Here is a 15,901-nt window from a genome sequence, read left to right on the forward strand (position 1 = left end):
AAACCCTCCGGTCGGAGGGTCGAAAATCCGTGCCGCAAGGCAGCGGGATGGGAAGTCTCAGTGCGTGGTCAGGCCTGCTGCATTCATGAACATACGCATCAGGCTGGCGACGATGAACAGAGCACCGACGCTGCCGACCCAGATCATGGCCAACCAGCCGAGCCGCTGCCACAGCGGCTTTTTTTCGGCTTCTTCAATATCGTGCAGGGAATGTTTGCCGGTCATGCTTGCATCCTCCGGTTGCGGGAAATGGCGCCGCGCTCGGCGCCATCGTGATCACCATTAGTGATAACCGTCTTCGTGGGTGACCTTGCCGCGGAACACGTAATAGCTCCAGAAGGTGTAACCCAGGATGAACGGGATGATGAACAGCGTGCCCACCAGCATGAAGCCCTGGCTTTGCGGCGGCGCGGCGGCGTCCCAGATCGAGATCGACGGCGGCACGATGTTCGGCCACAGGCTGATGCCCAGACCGCTGTAGCCGAGGAAGATCAGCACCAGGGTCAGCAGGAACGGCATGTAGTTGGCGTTTCGCGCCACCGCACGGATCAGTGCGTACAGCGTCACCAACACCAGAATCGGCACCGGCAGGAACCAGAACAGATTGGGCAGGCTGAACCAGCGCTCGGCGATTTCCGGGTGAGAGAGCGGCGTCCACAGGCTGACGATGCCGATCACCGCCAGCAACACGAAGGCCAGCGGGCGCGCCAGGTCATGCATCTGCTCCTGAAGCTTGCCTTCGGTCTTCATGATCAGCCAGGTGCAACCGAGCAGCGCATACGCCACAACAAGCGCGGCGCCGCAGAACAGCGTGAACGGCGTCAGCCAGTCCAGTGAACCGCCGGCATATTGCCGGTTGACCACCGGCAGACCATCGATGAACGCGCCAAGCGCCACGCCCTGAAAGAACGTCGCCGCCACCGAACCACCGATGAACGCCTTGTCCCACAGGTGACGCTTGTCGTCCTTGGCCTTGAAGCGGAACTCAAACGCCACGCCACGGAAGATCAGCCCGATCAGCATGAAGATCAGCGGCAGATACAGCGCCGACAGCACCACCGAATAGGCCAGCGGGAATGCGCCGAACAACGCAGCGCCCCCCAGTACCAGCCAGGTTTCATTGCCGTCCCACACCGGGGCGACGGTGTTCATCATCACGTCGCGGTCGGTCTTGCCGGGGATGAACGGGAAGAGAATCCCGATCCCCAGGTCGAAACCGTCCATCACCACGTACATCATGATCCCGAAGATGATGATCACGGCCCAGATCAGCGGAAGATCAATACCCATGACTCAAATCTCCTTGGTCAGGCTGCGGTCGTGTTCGGCGCCGTCGTCGTCGGCAGCGGACAACGGACGTGCCGGTGTGCGTTTCTGGCCAGGACCACCGTCGTTGGTTTCCTTGCCTTCGTCGGTCTTCGGCCCTTTGCGCACCAGGCGCATCATGTAGCCCAGCCCCGCACCGAACAGCGCGAAATACACCACCACGAACATGATCAGCGTGATGCTCATCTGCATGAAACTGTGGTTTGAAGACGCATCGGCCGTGCGCATCAGCCCGTAGACCACCCATGGCTGACGACCGATTTCAGTGGTGAACCAGCCCGCCAGGATCGCGATCAGGCCGGACGGCCCCATCCACAGCGCCAGGTACAGGAACGGCCGCGAGGTGTAGAGCGAGTCACGCTTGCGCAGCCACAAACTCCACAGACCGGTGAAGATCATCAGGAAGCCGAGACCGACCATGATCCGGAACGACCAGAACACGATGGTCGAATTCGGCCGGTCTTCTGGCGGGAACTCCTTGAGCGCCGGGACTTGCTTGTCCAGCGAGTGGGTCAGGATCAGGCTGCCGAGGTATGGAATCTCGACAGCAAACTTGGTCTTTTCTTCCTTCATGTCCGGCCAGCCGAACAGGATCAGCGGTGTCGCTTCGTCGCCGACGTTTTCCCAGTGACCCTCGATCGCGGCGATCTTCGCCGGTTGGTGTTCAAGGGTATTGAGGCCATGGAAGTCGCCGATGACTGCCTGGATCGGCGCAACAATCAGCGCCATCCACATCGCCATCGACAGCATGGTGCGGATCGCCGGGTTGTCCTTGCCGCGCAGCAGGTGCCAGGCCGCCGACGAGCCGACGAAGAAGGCCGTTGCGACGAACGCTGCCGTCGCCATGTGCATCAGGCGATAGGGGAATGACGGGTTGAAGATGATTGCCAGCCAGTCGGTTGGAATGACCTGACCGTTGACGATCTCGAAGCCCTGCGGGGTCTGCATCCAACTGTTGGAGGCGAGAATCCAGAACGTGGAAATCAGTGTGCCGATGGCCACCATCACCGTGGAGAAAAAGTGCAGGCCGCGCCCGACCTTGTTCCAGCCGAACAGCATCACCCCCAGGAAACCGGCTTCGAGGAAGAACGCCGTGAGCACTTCATACGTCAGCAACGGGCCGGTGACTGAACCGGCGAAGTCCGAGAAGCGGCTCCAGTTGGTGCCGAACTGGTAGGCCATGACCAGCCCCGAGACCACGCCCATGCCGAAGTTGACGGCAAAGATCTTCGACCAGAAATGGTAGAGGTCACGGTAAGTGTCATTGCCGGTTTTCAGCCACAGGCCTTCCAGCACCGCGAGATAGCTCGCAAGACCGATGGTGATCGCCGGGAACAGGATGTGGAACGAGATGGTGAACGCGAACTGAATTCGGGCGAGATCCAGGGCCTCTAAACCGAACATAAGCTTTCCTCTATCAGATAACGGTTCCAGGACTGGCGGCCTTGAACCACTGCCCCCACGGGTATGGAGTGCGGCGAACTCGAATTCGTTCTTCTTTTTACAGGCATCGCGACGCAGGGAGTCTGCCGACGGGTCCGGGATCAGTTCCGCGATGGGTCTTGATCTGGATCAATCAACGTTGAAAGAGTAGTCCCATTTCCGACGGAGAACCGCGTGGTCTTTTGCCGCGTGACAAGTTGCCTCACAGACCTGGCAACGCTCTGAAATACGTCCGTGGCCGGAGCTCGCGCCACGACGGGGAAAAATCGATGTCTGGCTAACTAAATTTTCTGTCATAGCAACTTCCTGTTACAGACTGGTGATAATCTCGCGGTTCCCCTCGATCAAGACCGGCCCGCAAATGCCCAGCCAAGAGCCCTTGCTGTTACGTCACCACCGTCCCTTCGTTGCGTTCTGGTTGGCCCGGATCTTCACCGCCAGCGGTTTTCAGATGCTCACCGTGGCGATCGGCTGGAACCTCTATCAACTGACCGGCAATGTGCTCGACCTGGGTCTGGTCGGGTTGGTGGAATTCGCGCCACGTGTATTGTTCATGCTGCACACCGGCCACGTTGCCGATCGCTACGACCGGCGCAAGGTCGCGGCGATCTGCCAGTCGTTGCAGGCCTTGATCGCCCTGGCACTGGCCATCGGCAGCGCCACTGACCATGTCACCCGGGAAATGATCTTTATCCTGGCGTTCCTGCTGGGCGCCGCACGATCGTTCGAAATGCCGACCACCCAGGCGCTGCTGCCGAGCATCGTGCCCAGCACGCTGTTCCCACGGGCGGTTGCCGCTGCGCAATCGGCGCAGCAATCGGCAACCATCGTCGCCCCGGCGCTCGGCGGTCTGCTCTATGCCTTCGGTAGCGTGTGGGTCTATGGCCCGACGGTCATTCTGTATGTCATCGCCTGCACGCTGATGCTCAACCTGCCCGCGCGGCAAACACCGCTGAACAAAGGCAAGGCGACGCTGGATTCGTTGCTGGCCGGAATTCGCTTCATTCGCAGCCGTCCAGACATTCTCGGGGCGATTTCGCTGGATCTGTTCGCCGTGCTGCTCGGCGGCGCCACCGCGTTGCTGCCGGTGTTCGCCAGGGACATTCTGCTGACCGGGCCGTGGGGGCTCGGGTTGCTGCGCTCGGCGCCGGCGGTCGGGGCGTTGATGATGTCGCTGTTCCTGGCGCGGTTTGCCGTTGAGCGAAACGTCGGTCGGGTGATGTTCACTGCCGTCGGCGTGTTCGGTGTTGCCACTATCGCCTTCGGTCTGTCGACCTCGTTCTGGTTCTCGTTGGCGGTGCTGGTCGTGTTGGGCGCGGCGGACATGATCAGCATGGTGATCCGCGCCTCGTTCGTGCAACTGGAAACCCCGGACGAAATGCGCGGCCGGGTCAGCGCGGTGAACGGCCTGTTTATCGGTGCCTCCAACCAGCTGGGCGAATTCGAATCCGGCCTCACCGCCCACTGGTTCGGCACCGTGCCGGCGGTGGTGATGGGTGGCATCGGCACGCTGGTGGTGACCGGAACCTGGATCAAACTGTTCCCGACCCTGGCCAACCGCGACCGGATGCATGTGCCGGTGGAAGAGGTGAAGGCCTGAACTTCTCAGGCCAGCAACTCCCCCGCCACCTTCGCTCTGACGGCCTTGCCCGCCAGTTGCTCGACCAGTGTCAGGGCAAATGCCAGCGCGGCGCCGGAGCCTTGGGCGGTGATGCAATTGCCGTCGACCACCACCGGTTGATCAACAAAGGTGCAACCGGAAAGGTTATGACTGCTGACGGGCAGGCAGGTCATCCGGCGTTGACGTAATACACCGAAGCTCTGCAGCGCGACCGCCGGGGCTTCGGCGATGGCGGCGAACAGTCGTCCGGCACTGGCCTGATCCTTTAGCAGTTGTTGAAGAGGCTGGTGCGCGGCAAGGTGTTGCGCGCCGACAGCGCCGCCGGGCAGGACAATCAGGTCGAAGGTCTGGGCCAGCACATCAATGAGCATGCCGTCGGCGGTCAGTCGAGTGCCTCGGGCGCAGGTCAGCATGCGCCGGCCCTCGATGCTGGCCGCCACCACTTCGACGCCGGCGCGACGCAGCACGTCGATCAGGGTCACGCATTGCAGATCATCGATGCCCTCGGCGAGGGTAATCAGGGCTCTAAAGGTCATGGGCGCCATCCGCTGGGTGATCCTTAAAGCGTAGTCAGCTTTGCCCTGCCCTGTTCGGCGACAGCCGTTACTTGATGTAAAGCTGGGTCGACATCGTATTGCGCGGGGCGTTGATCGACGTGTTGCTGAAGGTAAAGGTGCCTTCCTGTCGGGTCGCCAGATCGAAGGTGTACAGCGAACCGACGGTTTTCGCGCCTGGCGTGCATTCGGTCAGGTTGCCGTTATCGAAAGCACAGACCGGGCTTCGGGTGCCGTTCACTTCAAAGCCGTCCAGCGCTGCCTGAGGCTGGCTCTGGCCGTAACCGATTTCCAGCACATAGACCTTGATGCCCGGCGCGCTGTGATCGCAACGGGTTTGCACCTGGCCATCGGTAATGTCTTCGAGCCCGCAGGACGACGACTGAACCTTGATGACTTTCACCTCGCTCAATGGCGGTGCCGACGCCGCAAGTGCCGTCGGTACAACGGCCAGCAGCAAGGCCATCAGTCCAGCGGTCTTCATCCAACCCTTGTTCATGCGATCCATCCCCGAAAAAACAGCGCGCAGTATGGCGTACTTGGCCGTGGTGCAAAACTTCGCCGACGATCGACACCAACATCCGCCATCTTCCTCACGCTGCTGGTATGATGCGCGGCTTTTTCCGGCCCACCACAATTTTCCAGGCGCTTGCGACGGTCTGTGCTTTGCTGTTGAGGTCGATACATTCACGGCGCCACGCGCGCCACGGGGAGCAGACATGCTGGAAAGGCTGTTTCAACTCAAGGCACACAACACCAACGTGCGAACCGAGATTCTGGCGGGCGTCACGACCTTCCTGGCCATGGCCTACATTCTGTTCGTCAACCCGAGCATCCTCGGCGAGACCGGCATGGACAAGGGCGCGGTGTTCGTCGCCACGTGCCTGGCAGCTGCCATCGGTTCCACGGTCATGGGCCTGATCGCCAACTACCCGATCGCCCTCGCGCCGGGCATGGGGCTGAACGCCTTTTTTACCTACACCGTCGTGCTGCACATGGGCCACACCTGGCAAGTGGCGCTGGGCGCGGTGTTCATTTCGGCCGTGTGCTTCTTCCTGCTGTCGATCTTCCGCATCCGTGAATGGATCATCAACAGCATCCCGCTGCCACTGCGCTCGGCGATTGCCGCCGGTATCGGCCTGTTCCTGGCGCTGATCGCCCTGCACAACGCCGGCATCGTGGTCAGTAACCAGGCGACCATGGTCGGCCTCGGCGACCTGAAACAACCGGCTCCGATCCTCGCCACCCTCGGTTTCGCGCTGATCGTCGCCCTTGAGGCCCTGAAAGTACGCGGCGCGGTGCTGATTGGCATTCTCGCGGTGACCATCGTTTCCATCGTGATGGGCTTCACCCCGTTCGGCGGCGTGACCTCGATGCCACCTTCGCTGGCCCCGACCTTCCTGCAACTGGACATCAAGGGCGCACTGGACATCGGTCTGGTCAGCGTGATCTTCGCCTTCCTGTTCGTCGACCTGTTCGACAACTCCGGCACCCTGATCGGCGTCGCCAAGCGCGCCGGCCTGATGGGCAAGGACGGCCACATGCCGAAAATGGGCCGTGCACTGATCGCTGACAGCACCGCGGCCATGGCCGGTTCGCTGCTGGGCACCTCGACCACCACCAGCTACATCGAATCTGCCGCAGGCGTGAGCGCCGGCGGCCGCACCGGCCTGACCGCCATCGTCGTCGCGATCCTGTTCCTGCTGGCGTTGTTCTTCTCGCCACTGGCCTCCAGCGTACCGGCCTTCGCCACCGCACCAGCGCTGCTGTTCGTCGCCGTGCTGATGACTTCCGGTCTGGCGGAAATAGACTGGGACGACATCACCGTCGCCGCGCCGGTCGTGGTCACCGCTCTGGCAATGCCTTTCACCTATTCCATCGCCAACGGCATCGCCTTCGGCTTCATCGCCTGGACTGCGATCAAACTGCTGTCCGGCCGTGCCCGTGAGCTGAACCCGGCGCTGGTGATCCTGTCGATTCTGTTCGTGATCAAGCTGGGTTGGTTCAACGCATGACTTTTGATTCCCAGGCCTACGCCGCACAACTCGAAGACAAGGTCACGCGCCTGCGTGACCTGCTGGCCCCGTTCGATGCACCGGAGCCGACGGTGTTCGACTCGCCGTTGCAGAATTTCCGCCTGCGCGCCGAATTCCGCCTGTGGCGCGAGGCCGGTGAGCGGCATTACGCGATGTTTTCCCAGGACGACAAACGCACGCCGATCCTGATCGAAGAGTTCCCGATCGCCAGCCTGCGCATCAACCAGTTGATGCCGCAATTGAAAGCGGCCTGGCAGGCCAGCGCGGCGCTGAGCCACAAGCTGTTTCAGGTGGAGTTTCTGACCACCCTGGCCGGCGACGCGATGATCACCCTGTGCTATCACCGCCCGCTGGACGAGCACTGGCATACAGCGGCCACCAAACTGGCGGCTGATCTGGGCGTCAGCATCATCGGCCGTTCCAAGGGCAAGCGCGAAGTACTCGGCCTCGATTACGTGGTCGAGAAACTCGACGTCGGTGGTCGCACGTTCAGCTACCGCCAGCCGGAAGGCGCGTTCACCCAGCCTAACGGCACCGTGAACCAGAAGATGCTCAACTGGGCATACGAAGCACTGGGTGATCGCAGCGACGATCTGCTGGAGCTGTATTGCGGCAACGGCAACTTCACCCTGCCACTGGCGACCCGCGTGCGCAAAGTGCTGGCCACCGAAATCAGCAAGACTTCGGTCAACGCCGCACTGAGCAACCTGGCCGAAAATGCTGTGGATAACGTCACGCTGGTGCGCCTGTCCGCCGAAGAGCTGACTGAAGCACTGAACGAAGTTCGCCCGTTCCGTCGCCTGCACGGTATCGACCTGAAAAGCTACGAGTTCGGCAGCGTGTTCGTCGACCCGCCACGGGCCGGCATGGACCCGGACACCTGCGAGCTGACCCGGCGCTTCGACAACATCCTGTACATCTCCTGCAACCCGGAAACGCTGGCAGCCAACATCGCCCAACTGCACGACACGCACCGCATCACCCGCTGCGCGCTGTTCGACCAGTTCCCTTGGACTCACCACATGGAATCCGGCGTGCTATTGACCCGGCGTTGATCGCACTGCCAGATACAAGAAAGCCGTCCTCATCGACGGCTTTTTTGTGCCTGTTCATGGCACGGGATCGATCTTGCGCGGACGCCCGCCCTTCCTGCCGTTGGCCCGGGCAGCTTCGGCTTTCGCGGTGCTGCTCTGGCGGCCATTGCGAGAGGCGATCACCGAGGCAGCCATGGCCATCAAAGGTTGACTGGCCGAGATCATGCCGGCGATGGAAACCTGCAGATCCTTGCCGTCGTGGCAGAGCGCTGTGCCGGCAAAGCCAACGTTCAATCCAGTGAAGTCTTCCGGTTCGAAATCATCGAATTCCCGGTAGAGATTCACTGGGAGCAGCACGCCGCTGTCGTCCTCGAAGTGAATCACCAGGCAGGGTTTCTGAAAGGCCACCGACACGGCTTGAAGGCTGCTGCGTCGGCGCAGCCCTCCCCGCTCAACAGCTTCATCGAGACGCTTTTCTGTTACCGGTCGATCAGCATGCAAACCGGCTTTTACTGTTTTCATAGTTCGATCTCCACACCTTCCCGAGCACCAACCAGGGCCAGCAGGGTTTTGTTTTCTTCTGGTTCGTAATACGCCGATCCGATTCTGAAGGTTGCTCCGGTGACTGCGCGCATGACGGCCACTTCGTTCGAGTCCCCGTCCCACCATTGATTATCGAGACACGCCGTCTGCAAACGAGTCCACCAGATTCGACGGGCCCGCCGCAGATGAACAGTTTCACGCAGCGATTGACGCAGCCCCTCAAGCACTGCAATCGGTGGCCGACGCGACAGGGGCACCACATCCCATAACTCCACGCCGTTGTGCCAGAAGCTGAATTTGAAACGGGCACTCCATGCACCTGAATCAACGTGCGCATGGGGCGGACAATGTTCGTCTCGCAGCATGATCACCACCGACAATCCCTTGTAACTGCACACTTTCATGCTAACCCATCCGTTAGGTTAAAGAATTTCGAAAACTGCCATTCCCTGACAATTCCGACCATCGGCATTGCTGCCTCAAATGGTCATTACGTTTTCGAGCCTAGTGCGGGATTCAGGAAAGCCCCGCGCAAAATGGTAAGCAGTTCTTTCGCAGCGGCCACGCATTTGCTACATACGAAGACTCATTCCCCGGTGTAATCAATCATGCAACGACACTTCGACGATCTTCAGCTGGGCAGCATCGAGCTGTTTTGCCTGGCCGCCGAGTGCGGCAGTTTCACCGGCGCGGCGCAGGCGGCTTCGGTGACGCCGGCAGCGGTGAGCCGCTCGGTATCCCGCATGGAGGAACGGCTGGGCGTACGGTTGTTTGCGCGCACTACCCGCAGCGTGAAACTGACCGACAGCGGCCGTCGCTACTACGAAGAATGCAGCCAGGCGCTGGCGCAACTGGTCGAGGCGCAACGGGAAGTCATGGGCCAGCAGCAGGAACCGTCCGGCACCCTGCGTATCAGTATTCCTACAACCTACGCCCATCACCGGATCCTGCCGCTGTTGCCCGCGTTTCGTGCGCGCTTCCCGCAGGTGAAGGTCGACATGCACATCAGCAACCGCAACATCGACTTCGTCGGCGAGGGTTACGACATGGCGATCCGCGTGCGGGCAATCCCCGACTCCGGCCTGATCGCCCGCCATCTGGAGGACGCAGCGCTGGTGATGGTCGCCAGCCCCGACTACCTCAAACGCGCCGGCACGCCGCAGACCCTCGAAGACCTCGAACAACACGAGTGTATTCAGTACGAATTGCCCAGCAGCGGGCGGCGGATCACTTGGCTGTTCTATGAGGAAGACGCGCCACGGGAAATCCTCGCCGAGGGCAACTTCTGCTGCTCCGATGACGTGCTCGGTGGCGTGACCCTGGCCAAACATGGCGCCGGGTTGTTCCAGACCTATCGCTTCATTGTCGAAAAGGAACTGGCCGACGGCTCGTTGGTGGAAGTGCTCCAGCCCTACAGCGGACGCTCGCGACCGTTCACCTTGCTGTACCCGCAAAATCGCCACATGCCGCTGCGCGTCAGGGCTTTCATTGATTTTCTGGTCGAGCAGTTGCCGCATTGATTTCACCTGTGTGCGATCACCGCACACAAAACCGGGCTGCCGATGCAGAGCAATTGATTAAAGTAACCATCTAGTACAATTTAACTCCACAGGTCGAAACCCTCGGCCCAAGCCAAAAACAATAAGTGGAGTTTGCCCCCATGCCCCCTATCGTTCTGGTGCTCAACGGCCCGAACCTGAACCTGCTCGGCACCCGTGAACCGGCGACCTACGGTCACGAAACCCTGGCCGACATCTCTGCCCTGTGCGGGCGCGCCGCCGAAGAGTTCGGCCTGGCCGTGGAGTTTCGCCAGACTAACCACGAGGGCGAATTGCTCGACTGGATTCACGGCGCCCGTCAGCGCTGCGCCGGCATCGTGATCAATCCGGCCGCCTGGACTCACACGTCGGTCGCGATCCGCGACGCTCTGGTCGCCAGCGAATTGCCGGTGATCGAAGTACACCTGTCCAACGTCCACGCCCGCGAGCCGTTCCGTCATCACTCGTTCGTCTCGGCCATCGCCACCGCCGTGATGTGCGGCTTCGGCAGCCACGGCTATCGCCTGGCCCTGGAACATTTCAGCCAGCGGCTGAAGGGGCGAACCGCATGAACCGCAACAACGTGATACTCGCCGGGCTGATCGGCGCCGGCATTCAGGCTTCCCGCACTCCGGCGCTGCATGAACACGAAGGCGACGAACAGGGCCTGCGCTACTTGTACCGGCTGATCGACCTCGATCAACTGCAACTGGACAGCAGCGCCCTGCCCGATCTGTTGCAGGCCGCCGAACGCATGAATTACACCGGCCTGAACATCACCTTCCCGTGCAAGCAGGCAATCATCCCGCTGCTCGATGAATTGTCTCCGGAAGCCCGAGGCATCGGCGCCGTGAACACAGTGGTGCTGAAGGACGGCAAACGCGTCGGCCACAACACCGATTGCCTGGGTTTTGCCGAAGGTTTTCGTCGCGGCCTGCCAGACGTTGCCCGCGAGCGCGTAGTCCAGATGGGCGCCGGCGGTGCAGGCGCGGCCGTTGCCCACGCCTTGTTGAGCGAAGGCGTACAGCAGCTGAGCATCTTTGATGTGGATGTCGAGCGCGCCGAAAGCCTGGCCAACAACCTCAATCAGCATTTCGGTGCCGGTCGGGCCGTGGCCGGACATGATCTGGGGAGCACGCTGAGTCAGGCCGATGGTCTGGTAAACACTACGCCGATGGGTATGGCCAAATTGCCCGGCATGCCCGTGCCGGCGGCGCTGCTGCGGCCCGAGTTGTGGGTGGCGGAGATTGTGTATTTCCCGCTGGAAACCGAACTCCTGCGCAACGCCCGCGCCCTGGGTTGCCGAACCCTGGATGGCGGCAACATGGCGGTGTTTCAGGCAGTGAAGGCGTTTGAGCTGTTCAGCGGCAAGGTGCCGGATGCGCAGCGAATGCTCGCGCATTTTCAAAGCATGAATGGATAAAACAGTGAGGGGGCCTGGCCCCCTCGACTTCGGTCACGCCTGCAAGTAGCGCAGCACCGACTCGCAAATCATCTCGCGATGACGTTGCTTGATGCTTTCGTCCGGCAGGTCGATCTGGAAGATCTCTCCGAAGGTATGGCGGTTCGATACGCGATAGAAGCAGAACGAACTGATCAACAGATGCACGTCCAGCGCGTCGAGCCCGGCGCGGAACACGCCTTCTTCAGCACCGCGACGCAGAATCTCGCCCAGGGAATCGAGGATGGTGTTGTTCATCGCCTTGATCGCGTCGGAACGCTTCACATACTCGGCGTTGTGGATGTTTTCGATGCTGACGATCCGCACGAAATCGACGTTGCGATCGTGGTGATCGAAAGTGAATTCCACCAGACGCCGGATCGCTTCCACCGGCGGCAATTCAGCCAGGTGCAGGCGGTTTTCAGTGCTGCGGATATCGCCGTAGAGCTTCTCCAGCACCTCGACGTACAACTGCTCCTTGCTGCCGAAGTAGTAATAGATCATGCGTTTGGAGGTGTGGATACGCTCGGCGATCGCATCGACGCGAGCACCGGACAGCCCCTGCTGGACGAACTCGACGATCGCCTCCTGCAGGATATTCTCGCGGGTCTTTTCCGGGTTGTTCTTGCGACTCTTGCGCGGCTCTACCGCGGGTAGAACGGGAGCTGCGGGAAGTTCTGAAGTCATTGTCATTGCGGGCTCACGGCCATCACTGCACAGGCTGGCGATTATGGGCCGCGCGACCCAGTGAAGGAAGCCGCGCGACCGGTGTTTAATCCCGCGTTTACGAATTTCCTACAACTTCGCCTGGCGAACCGCGCCACTGCGTGATTTGGCCATCGCCGCCAGCCGCACCGCGACGTTGGCCGCGCCATAACCGGCGTATCCGTTCTTGCGCTGGATGATCTCGAAGAAGAAGCGCCCCTCGAACGGCTCGGTATAGACGTGAAACAACTCGCCGCCCTGCGCATCGCGGTCGTACAGCACGTTGTAGTACGCCAGCTCGCTGAGAAACTCGTCATCGAAATCGAAGCGCGCCGCCAGGTCGTCGTAATAGTTCAGCGGGATGTCCAGCAGCGGCACGCCCGCCTCTTTCGCCCGGCTGACTTCGGCGAAGATATCGTCGCAATCGAAGGCGATGTGATGCACCCCGGAACCGCGATAACTCGACAGCGCGTGTGAGATCGCGGTGTTGCGGTTCTCGGAAATGTTCAGCGGCAGACGGATCGAACTGTCGCGACTGCGCAGGGCGCGGCTCTTCACCAGCCCGTACGGATCCGGCAGCACCACTTCGTCATCAGCCTCGAAATCCAGCAGGCTCTTGTAGAACAACACCCAACTGTCGAGGCTGTCCGCCGGCAGCGCCATGGCCATGTGATCGATGCGCTTGAGACCACCGCCCGCCACTGCATTTGGCAGCAGATTGAAGTCGGTGCCGTAGACATCCGCCTCCTGATCCACCAGATAAATCAGGCTGCCATCCGGCGCACGCACCGCCGCCAGTTCCAGTTCATTGGGGCCGACCAGTCCGCGATACGGCTGACCTTTATAGGCAACGGCCCGGGCCAGCGCGCTGGCGCTGTCCTTGACCCGCAAGGCGGTGGCGCACAGCGACGGGCCGTGGGCCTCGAAAAAACTGTGGCCGAACGAATAGGGTTCAGAGTTGAGGATCAGGTTGATATCACCCTGACGCAACAGGCTGACACTCTTGGAGCGATGCTGGCCGGCCTTGACGAAACCCAGCCGTTCCAGCCAGTTCGACAGCTTGGCGCCCAGGCTTTCATCCACGGCGAACTCAAGAAACTCGATGCCGTTGTATTCGCTGGCCTTCGGCGTTTCGAAGAGGATGTCGCGGTTATCCACAGGACGGATTTCCTGCTCCAGACGCTGGCGGGTTTTCTCCTCCAGATACAGCAGCGAACGCAGACCGTCAGCGGCATTGGCCCGAGGCGGCGCGGCGCGGAAGCCGTCGTTGAAGATTTCCAGCGACAGCGGCCCGGTGTAGCCGCTCTGGATGATCGGCGCGAGGAAGCCCGGCAGATCGAATTCGCCCTGCCCCGGGAAGCAGCGGAAATGCCGGCTCCACTCCAGCACGTCCATCGCCAGGATCGGCGCGTCGGCCATCTGTACGAAGAAAATCTTGTCGCCGGGAATCTCGGCAATCGCCCGTGGATCGCCCTTGAGCGACAAGGTGTGGAAGCTGTCGAGCAACACGCCGAGGGCCGGGTGATCGGCCTGACGCACGATGTCCCAGACCTGTTGATAAGTATTGACGTGACGGCCCCAGGCCAGCGCTTCATAACCGATGCGCAGGCCACGGGCACCAGCGCGCTCGGCCAGCAGGCGCAGGTCGTCGATGAGGATCTGTTGATCGCCGAGGCTGTCGGGGGAGGCGTTGCTGCAGACCAGCACCAGGTCGGTGCCCAGTTCCTGCATCAGGTCGAACTTGCGCTCGGCCCGTTCCAGGTTGCGCTCCAGACGATCACGGCGGCAGCCTTCGAAATCGCGGAACGGCTGAAACAGGGTGATGGCAATCCCGAGGTCGGCGCACATCTGCCGGATTTCCCGGGGGCTGCCGTCGTAATACAGAAGATCGTTCTCGAAAATCTCCACCCCGTCGAACCCGGCGGCGGCAATGGCTTCGAGTTTTTCCGGCAGGGTTCCGCTCAAGGAGACGGTGGCAATGGATCGCTGCATGTTTCAACTCCCGGTGGAGACGTCGGCTACGAAAATTGCGCCGCTTTTATAGGGTGAGCGAATTATTGGTCCCGGTTTTTCATTGAGCAATTTAAACTGTACTACCCGGTTAGTTTTGCGTGCGATTATCGAACAGAATGCCGGTTTGGCGAATTGACGATTTTTCGTCCACTGCCCAACATCCGTCTCACCTTGAGTCCGGAACTGAACCACCGGTCGCAGCGTGCACAAGAAAAGCACACCAAATAACAAATCCAAAAACGGGTGGAACACATGATTCCTTCACAGACTTCCCGCATGGCTCCGGCCATGAGCACTGCCACGGGTGGCATCGGCGACAAGATCCGCGGCGCCATGGCCGTCGGCAAGACCCGTTGGGGCATGCTGGCGCTGGTGTTTTTCGCCACCACCCTCAATTACATCGACCGCGCCGCCCTCGGCGTCATGCAGCCGATCCTCGCCAAGGAAATGAGCTGGACGGCGATGGACTACGCCAACATCAACTTCTGGTTTCAGGTCGGCTACGCGATCGGTTTCGTGCTGCAAGGACGGCTGATCGATCGGGTCGGCGTCAAGCGCGTGTTCTTCTGCGCGGTGCTGCTCTGGAGCCTGGCCACCGGCGCCCACGGTCTGGCGACCTCGGCGGTGGGCTTCATGGTCTGCCGATTCATCCTCGGTCTGACTGAAGCGGCGAACTACCCGGCCTGCGTGAAGACCACGCGCCTGTGGTTCCCGGCCGGCGAGCGCGCCGTGGCCACCGGCATCTTCAACGCCGGCACCAACGTCGGCGCGATGTTCACCCCGATGCTGCTGCCGCTGATCCTTCACGTGTGGGGCTGGCAGGCCGCATTCCTGTGCATGTCGGCACTCGGCGGGATCTGGCTGCTGTTCTGGGGCCTGAAGTATTTCAACCCGGAAGATCACCCAAACGTTAAGCAGTCAGAGCTGGAATACATCCAGAAAGAAGTCGAACCGGAACAGGCCCGCGTGCCGTTCTCGAAAATCCTGCGGATGCGCGGCACCTGGGCCTTCGCCCTCGCCTACTCGCTGACCGCGCCGGTGTTCTGGTTCTACCTGTACTGGCTGCCGCCGTTTCTCAATCAGCAATACAACCTGGGCATCAACGTCACCCAGATGGGCATTCCGCTGATCATCATCTACGTGACCGCTGACTTCGGCAGCGTGGGCGGCGGGATTCTGTCTTCGTTCCTGATCGGTCGCGGCATGAACTCGATCAAGGCGCGGCTGCTGTCGATGTTCCTGTTCGCCTGCTGCATCATCGGCGTGGTCATGGCCGCCGGTTCCGCCAACCTGTGGATTGCCGTCGCTGCCATCTCCCTGGCCATCGGCGCGCACCAGGCCTGGACCGCCAACATCTGGAGCCTGGTGATGGACTACACGCCCAAGCACATGATGAGCACGGTGTTCGGTTTCGGCGGCATGTGCGCAGCGATTGGCGGGATGTTCATGACCCAGATCGTCGGCCACATCCTGACCGTCACCAACAACAACTACACCGTGTTGTTCACTCTGATCCCCGCGATGTACTTCATTGCCCTGACCTGGATGTACTTCATGGCACCGCGCAAGATTCCTACCGTCACTGAGTAGCCTTCCAATACTGAATAACCTTCCTGCACCGACCGGCCTGATTTCAGGCCGGTTTTG

Annotated in this window: 16 protein-coding genes; 7 read left to right on the plus strand and 9 right to left on the minus strand. The window is 61.0% G+C overall.

The features are described 5' to 3' along the window. Nucleotides 1–57: 57 nt before the first annotated feature. The 3 genes from AC07Y2_RS03660 to AC07Y2_RS03670 are packed head-to-tail and all read right to left on the minus strand — an operon-like array spanning nucleotide 58 to nucleotide 2,730. The gene (locus tag AC07Y2_RS03660) at nucleotides 58–225 is read right to left on the minus strand and encodes a DUF2474 domain-containing protein (RefSeq protein WP_007950992.1); all 168 of its coding nucleotides are present in this window, start codon (nucleotides 223–225) and stop codon (nucleotides 58–60) included. Between the two features lie 57 nt (nucleotides 226–282). Beyond that, nucleotides 283–1,290, minus strand: a complete 1,008-nt coding sequence (gene cydB, locus AC07Y2_RS03665) for a cytochrome d ubiquinol oxidase subunit II (protein ID WP_039771762.1) — start codon at nucleotides 1,288–1,290, stop codon at nucleotides 283–285. Between the two features lie 3 nt (nucleotides 1,291–1,293). After that, complete coding sequence (locus AC07Y2_RS03670) at nucleotides 1,294–2,730, minus strand: cytochrome ubiquinol oxidase subunit I (protein WP_039771763.1); 1,437 nt, start codon at nucleotides 2,728–2,730, stop codon at nucleotides 1,294–1,296. 400 nt (nucleotides 2,731–3,130) lie between these two features. On the opposite strand from AC07Y2_RS03670, the gene AC07Y2_RS03675 reads away from it, so the two are divergent. Beyond that, complete coding sequence (locus AC07Y2_RS03675) at nucleotides 3,131–4,369, plus strand: MFS transporter (protein ID WP_103385470.1); 1,239 nt, start codon at nucleotides 3,131–3,133, stop codon at nucleotides 4,367–4,369. Nucleotides 4,370–4,374: 5 nt separating this feature from the next. Here the strand turns inward: AC07Y2_RS03675 and AC07Y2_RS03680 are convergent, their stop codons facing one another. Together AC07Y2_RS03680 and AC07Y2_RS03685 are read right to left on the minus strand one after the other, a co-directional pair. Then, a complete protein-coding gene (locus AC07Y2_RS03680) occupies nucleotides 4,375–4,926 on the minus strand; it encodes a DJ-1 family glyoxalase III (RefSeq protein WP_039771994.1) in 552 nt (183 codons plus the stop codon). Between the two features lie 67 nt (nucleotides 4,927–4,993). Beyond that, on the minus strand, nucleotides 4,994–5,443 hold the full coding sequence (locus AC07Y2_RS03685) for a DUF4879 domain-containing protein (RefSeq protein ID WP_103385471.1): 450 nt from the start codon (nucleotides 5,441–5,443) through the stop codon (nucleotides 4,994–4,996). A 220-nt stretch (nucleotides 5,444–5,663) separates the two neighbouring features. Between AC07Y2_RS03685 and AC07Y2_RS03690 the strand changes: the two genes are divergently transcribed. Together AC07Y2_RS03690 and trmA are read left to right on the plus strand one after the other, a co-directional pair. Continuing rightward, the gene (locus AC07Y2_RS03690) at nucleotides 5,664–6,959 is read left to right on the plus strand and encodes an NCS2 family permease (protein ID WP_074691509.1); all 1,296 of its coding nucleotides are present in this window, start codon (nucleotides 5,664–5,666) and stop codon (nucleotides 6,957–6,959) included. Next, complete coding sequence (gene trmA / locus AC07Y2_RS03695; protein ID WP_074691511.1) at nucleotides 6,956–8,035, plus strand: tRNA (uridine(54)-C5)-methyltransferase TrmA; 1,080 nt, start codon at nucleotides 6,956–6,958, stop codon at nucleotides 8,033–8,035. The genes AC07Y2_RS03690 and trmA overlap by 4 nt, the downstream gene beginning before the upstream one ends. A gap of 54 nt (nucleotides 8,036–8,089) precedes the next feature. On the opposite strand, the gene AC07Y2_RS03700 is transcribed toward trmA, so the two are convergent. Continuing rightward, nucleotides 8,090–8,536 (minus strand): hypothetical protein, encoded by a 447-nt coding sequence (locus AC07Y2_RS03700; RefSeq protein WP_039771767.1) that lies wholly within the window; start codon nucleotides 8,534–8,536, stop codon nucleotides 8,090–8,092. Continuing rightward, entirely contained in the window at nucleotides 8,533–8,961 is a 429-nt protein-coding gene (locus AC07Y2_RS03705) for a DUF4160 domain-containing protein (RefSeq protein ID WP_074691513.1), read from the minus strand. Before AC07Y2_RS03705 ends, AC07Y2_RS03700 begins: the two co-directional genes overlap by 4 nt. A 204-nt stretch (nucleotides 8,962–9,165) precedes the next feature. On the opposite strand from AC07Y2_RS03705, the gene AC07Y2_RS03710 reads away from it, so the two are divergent. From AC07Y2_RS03710 to AC07Y2_RS03720, 3 genes are all read left to right on the plus strand, one after another. Beyond that, entirely contained in the window at nucleotides 9,166–10,077 is a 912-nt protein-coding gene (locus AC07Y2_RS03710; RefSeq protein WP_103385472.1) for a LysR family transcriptional regulator, read from the plus strand. Nucleotides 10,078–10,217: 140 nt separating this feature from the next. Further along, a complete protein-coding gene (gene aroQ / locus AC07Y2_RS03715; protein WP_039771771.1) occupies nucleotides 10,218–10,667 on the plus strand; it encodes a type II 3-dehydroquinate dehydratase in 450 nt (149 codons plus the stop codon). After that, nucleotides 10,664–11,518, plus strand: coding sequence for a shikimate dehydrogenase (locus tag AC07Y2_RS03720; protein WP_039771772.1), 855 nt, complete (start codon nucleotides 10,664–10,666; stop codon nucleotides 11,516–11,518). Before aroQ ends, AC07Y2_RS03720 begins: the two co-directional genes overlap by 4 nt. Nucleotides 11,519–11,551: 33 nt before the next feature. Here the strand turns inward: AC07Y2_RS03720 and AC07Y2_RS03725 are convergent, their stop codons facing one another. Both AC07Y2_RS03725 and quiC read right to left on the minus strand, forming a co-directional pair. Beyond that, nucleotides 11,552–12,229, minus strand: coding sequence for a TetR/AcrR family transcriptional regulator (locus AC07Y2_RS03725; RefSeq protein WP_085612590.1), 678 nt, complete (start codon nucleotides 12,227–12,229; stop codon nucleotides 11,552–11,554). A 102-nt stretch (nucleotides 12,230–12,331) separates the two neighbouring features. Beyond that, complete coding sequence (quiC, locus tag AC07Y2_RS03730; RefSeq protein WP_085668056.1) at nucleotides 12,332–14,233, minus strand: 3-dehydroshikimate dehydratase QuiC; 1,902 nt, start codon at nucleotides 14,231–14,233, stop codon at nucleotides 12,332–12,334. Nucleotides 14,234–14,506: 273 nt separating this feature from the next. Between quiC and AC07Y2_RS03735 the strand changes: the two genes are divergently transcribed. After that, entirely contained in the window at nucleotides 14,507–15,844 is a 1,338-nt protein-coding gene (locus AC07Y2_RS03735) for an MFS transporter (RefSeq protein ID WP_064599596.1), read from the plus strand. Nucleotides 15,845–15,901 lie beyond the last annotated feature (57 nt).

This window comes from Pseudomonas sp. GW456-12-1-14-TSB6 (assembly GCF_059424205.1).